Annotated in this window: 4 protein-coding genes; all 4 read left to right on the top strand. The window is 56.0% G+C overall.

Features of this window, described 5'->3' with window-relative positions; all coding sequences use genetic code 11:
* Positions 1-755 (top strand): restriction endonuclease subunit S (locus tag OKC40_RS21620; RefSeq protein WP_270796959.1); only part of this gene is annotated, 755 nt, incomplete at its 5' end.
* A gap of 1 nt (position 756) precedes the next feature.
* Complete coding sequence (locus OKC40_RS21625) at positions 757-1800, top strand: DUF4917 family protein (protein ID WP_166541702.1); 1044 nt, start codon at positions 757-759, stop codon at positions 1798-1800.
* Between the two features lie 15 nt (positions 1801-1815).
* A complete protein-coding gene (locus OKC40_RS21630; RefSeq protein ID WP_077097230.1) occupies positions 1816-2892 on the top strand; it encodes a Fic family protein in 1077 nt (358 codons plus the stop codon).
* A gap of 206 nt (positions 2893-3098) precedes the next feature.
* Positions 3099-5218, top strand: a 2120-nt coding sequence (locus OKC40_RS21635) for a type I restriction endonuclease subunit R (protein WP_270796960.1), incomplete at its 3' end; no start/stop codon positions are given.

Consider the following 5218-nt stretch of genomic DNA (forward strand, 5'->3'; position numbering starts at 1 on the left):
AGGCGCTGTTCAAGTCGTGGTTTGTTGACTTCGACCCGGTCCATGCCCGTGCTCGTGGCGAGCAACCAGCAGGTCTGGCCCCCGAGGTTGCCGCCCTGTTCCCCGACAGCTTCGAAGAGTCCGCGCTTGGCATGATACCGAGGGGGTGGAGAGTTTTGTCCTTCACTGAAACGATTGATGTTATTGGGGGGGGCACGCCAAAAACCTCTATCAGCGAGTATTGGAATGGGGACATTCCTTGGTTTTCTGTAGTTGATGCTCCAGCAACCACAGACGTGTTTGTAATCGAGACTGAAAAGCACATCACTTGCGAAGGCTTGAACAAGTCATCAACCAAATTATTGCCTGTGGGAACTACTATCATTTCGGCGCGAGGCACTGTAGGTCGACTTGCTCTGGTGGGGCAAGCAATGGCGATGAACCAGTCCTGCTATGGCTTATCTGGTAAGGCCGGTGATGTGTATTTCACTTACTTCAGCACGCATCGCCTTGTTGAAACCTTAAAACAACGGACCCATGGTTCCGTGTTCGACACAATCACTCGAGATACCTTAGCTGGAGTTTCGGTGGTCTATCCACAGACCATCGTAATTACCGCTTTCGAGGAGACTATTGCTCCGGTGATGGAGCGCATCAAGGAAAACCTAATACAAGCTCGAACCCTCGCGACCCTACGCGACACCCTGCTACCCCGTCTGATCTCTGGCCAACTGCGCTTGCCGGAGGCTGAGGCTATGGTCGAAGGGGCAAGCTGACGTGGCAGATATAAAGACATGGCGTGAGATACAGGCCGATTACAGCGACACCCTGATTGTGGGCAATGGCGGCAGTGTCGCTGTCGATCCCTGTTTTCGTTACACCAACCTGTATCAGCAGGGCTGTGAGCACGGATTTATCCGCCCTGCCGCACAGGAGGTGTTTGATCAATTCGCCAAGAATGACCGTGATTTCGAACGAGTGTTATATCGCCTATGGCAGGCTGACTATATCAATCAAAAGTTTGAGCTGGCCAAAATCGAGCGTGACAAAGTTCGCAACGCCTATACAGATGTGCGGCGGGCGCTGATCGATACCGTAAAAGACATTCATCCAGACAAGGCTATCAGTGACCAGCAAGGGCTTGCCCATATTGGCCGCTTTATGGCAGGTTTTTCGACGGTATTCAGCCTCAACTACGACTTGATAGTCTATTGGGCATCACTTAATGCTCGCCAAGCCAATGGTTGGCGTTTTGAGGACGGGTTCACCATTGATAAGACGCGCGCGACAGACCCCAAATTGATCAAGCAATGCTTCAACGCGTCATTCCCTGCTGAACTTGAGCCCGGAGTGACCAGAGTCTTTTATCCTCATGGCAATCTTGCGCTCTACCGAACTCAAGGTGGCGAGGAAAGTAAGCTGATGGCCGACAATAGCGACCCATTAAGCCTTATCACCCAGTACTGGCGTGATAATGACGGTCAACCTCTGTTTGTGTGCGAGGGCTCGTCAGAGAGCAAGATCGCCGCGATAAATAGCTCCCGATATCTTTCCCATGTGTATCAACATGAATTACCTCGCCCCAAAGACAGCATGACTATTTATGGCTGGAGCATTGGCAAACAGGATCGTCATATTCTTGAGCAGCTGGCGTTATCACCATGCCGTCGCGCCGCGGTGTCTGTGTTTGCTGGTAACAAGACACCAAAAAAAATTGAATCCGAAAGGGTGCATATGGAAAAAATGCTAAATGATGCGGGCATCAAGGAGGTTGTATTTTTTGATGCCACCAGTGCGGGGTGTTGGAACCATGCTGACTAAAAGAGGTGACTGCTGATGTCATTTGATCGTAACCAGCCCTATAACGACCTGCCATTGCTGCCCCCCATCATCGAGCTGGAGACCAAGGCGGTGTTGAAACAAGCCATCGCGGCCAACCGGGTATTGGCCAATCTGCGCGGGCTGGCGGCCAAGATCCCCAATCAGGGGCTGCTGATTAACAGCATCATCTTGCAAGAAGCGCGGCTCTCATCGGAAATCGAGAATATCGTCACCACCAATGACGAGCTGTATCGCGCCGCCGCCAACCGCGATGGCAAGACAGATCCTCACACCAAAGAGGTGCTGCGCTACCGTGAGGCGCTCTATCATGGCTTCCATTCGCTCAAGGATCGCCCGCTCAATACCAACCTGTTTATTGAACTGGTTCGGCTGATTAAACAGGTGGATATCGGCATTCGCGCCATCCCCGGTACGGCCCTGAAGAGTGACCGAGGTGAGGTCATTTATACCCCACCCGTTGGAGAGCAGGTGATCCGCGACAAGCTGGCCAATCTTGAGCAATTTATCCATGCCGAGGATGAGCTGGACCCGCTGGTCAAGATGGCGGTGATGCATTATCAGTTCGAGGCGATTCACCCCTTCCCCGATGGTAATGGCCGTACCGGTCGCATCCTGAACCTGTTGTATCTTGTTGAGCAGCAACTGTTGGATATCCCGGTGCTCTTTTTGTCGCGCTACATCATCGCCAATCGGCAGGAATATTATGCCGGCCTACGGGGCATCACCGAAGCGCAGCAATGGGAACCCTGGGTGCTGTTTATGCTCAGGGCTGTGGAGAGCACGGCACAACAAACCTTTGAGCAGGTCAATCGCATCCTGAGTTTGATGGAAGAGGTGCGCGAGCGGGTGCAGCGGGAGGCGGAGGCCATCTATAGCAAGGATCTGGTCGAACTGATTTTTATGCAGCCCTACACCAAGATCGGGTTTCTGGTCGATGCCGGTATTGCCAAACGCCAGACGGCCTCTCGCTATCTGCAAACACTGGCGACGATGGGCATCTTGCGGGAAGAGCAGGTTGGCCGTGAAAAGTACTACATCAACGATGCGTTGTTCGCCGAGTTGACCCGCTAACCGATCAGGGTGACGGGATCGACATATCACCATGACGTGTCGATTTTTCGGCTTTTTTTAAACATATTTTCGCAACCTGTCGATCCCATCGACAGATGGGGGTGACGAGTCGATATGTCACCCGTTGTGACGCTGAGCAGGTTGGGCATACCCGAATGGCAGAGGCCATGGGGGTGCCAGGGATCGTCTTGAGGGATTGAGCAACAATGACCGAAGATCAGTTGGAACAAGAGGTGCTGGGGTGGCTGAGCGAGGTGGGCTATCGCGTGGTGTGTGGCTACGATGTGGCCCCCGATTCTGATAACCCGTGGCGTGAGCAGTTCCAGCAGGTGCTGCTGAGCGAGCGCTTGCGGGAGGCGATTGCCCGGCTCAACCCCTCCGTGCCGCTGGTGGCGCGTGAAGATGCGCTGGCGCAGGTGGTCAATCTCGATACCCCGGCGCTGCTGTCGGCCAACCGGGCATTTCACCGCTTGCTGGTGAATGGGGTGCCGGTGCAGTACCAGCGCGATGGCGAGACGGTGGGGGACTTTGTCCGCCTCGTTGACTTCGAGCAGCCCACCGCCAACGAGTGGCTGGCCATCAACCAGTTCTCTATCAAGGGGCCCAAACACACCCGCCGCCCCGACATCATCCTCTTCATCAACGGGCTGCCGCTGGTGGTGCTTGAGCTCAAGAACCCGGCCGATGTGAATGCCGACATCTGGAAGGCGTTTGATCAGCTGCAGACCTACAAGGAGCAGATCCCCGACCTGTTTCAGTACAACGAGATCCTGATTGCCTCCGATGGTAGCGAGGCGCGGATGGGGTCGCTGTCGGCCAATGCCGAGCGCTTTATGCAGTGGCGCACGGTGGATGGGGTCAACCTCGACCCCTATGGCGAGTTTGGCGAGCTGGAGACCATGGTGCGCGGCATTCTGACCCCGGCCATGCTGCTCGATTACCTGCGCTTTTTCGTGTTGTTTGAAGACGATGGCCGCTTGGTCAAGAAGATCGCCGGTTATCACCAGTTTCATGCCGTACGCGCGGCGATCACCCAGGTGGTGGCGGCGTCGCGCCCCGGTGGTAGCCATAAGGGCGGGGTGGTGTGGCACACCCAGGGCAGCGGCAAGAGCATCACCATGACCTGCTTTGCGGCGCGGGTGATGCGCGAGGCGGCGATGGAGAACCCGACCATCGTGGTGATCACCGACCGTAATGACCTTGATGGCCAGCTGTTCGGGGTGTTTTCCCTGTCGCAAGATTTGATCCGCGAGCAGCCGGTGCAAGTGGAAACCCGTGGAGATCTGCGCAGCAAGCTGGCCAATCGCCCCTCCGGTGGCATTGTGTTTGCCACCATTCAGAAGTTTATGCCAGGCGCGGATGAAGACAGCTTTCCAGTGCTGAGCGAACGAGCCAACATCGTGGTGATTGCCGATGAGGCGCACCGTACCCAGTACGGCTTTAATGCCACACTCAAATTGCCCAACCAGATTGCAGAAGGGGCAGCGCGCTATCAAGTCGGCTATGCCCAGCACTTGCGCGACGCACTGCCCAACGCGACGTTTGTGGCCTTTACCGGCACTCCGGTATCGAGCGAAGACCGAGATACCCGCGCGGTGTTTGGCGACTACATCCACATCTATGACATGCAGCAGGCCAAGGAAGATGGCGCGACTGTGGCGATCTATTACGAGTCACGCCTCGCCAAGTTGTCGCTCAAAGCTGACGAACTGACCCACCTAGATGACGAAGTAGATGAACTGGCCGAGGATGAGGAAGAGAGTGAGCAGGCCAAGCTTAAGTCACGCTGGGCCGCACTGGAGAAGGTGGTGGGCAGCAAGCCTAGGATAGAGCGGGTGGCCGCCGATCTGGTGGCCCACTTCGAGGAGCGCAATCAGGCGCAGCATGGCAAGGCGATGATGGTGGCCATGAGCCGCGAGATCTGCGTGCACTTGTATGATGCCGTGGTGGCCCTGCGCCCCGACTGGCATGACCCGGACCCCGACAAGGGGGCCATCAAGATCGTGATGACCGGTAGCGCCTCTGACAAGGCGTTGCTGCGCCCCCATATTCATCCAGCCTTGGTCAAGAAACGGCTGGAGAAGCGGTTCAAAGACCCGAGTGACCCGCTCAAGCTAGTCATCGTGCGCGACATGTGGCTGACCGGCTTCGATGCGCCCTGCGTACATACCCTTTATGTGGACAAGCCGATGAAGGGCCACAACCTGATGCAGGCGATTGCACGGGTGAACCGGGTGTTCAAGGACAAACAAGGCGGGCTGGTGGTCGATTACATCGGGATCGCCAACGAGCTCAAGAGCGCCATCAAGGAGTACACCGCCAGCAA

Origin of the sequence: Aeromonas sp. QDB11 (genome assembly GCF_027705265.1) — a bacterium.
Taxonomy (GTDB): domain Bacteria; phylum Pseudomonadota; class Gammaproteobacteria; order Enterobacterales; family Aeromonadaceae; genus Aeromonas; species Aeromonas allosaccharophila.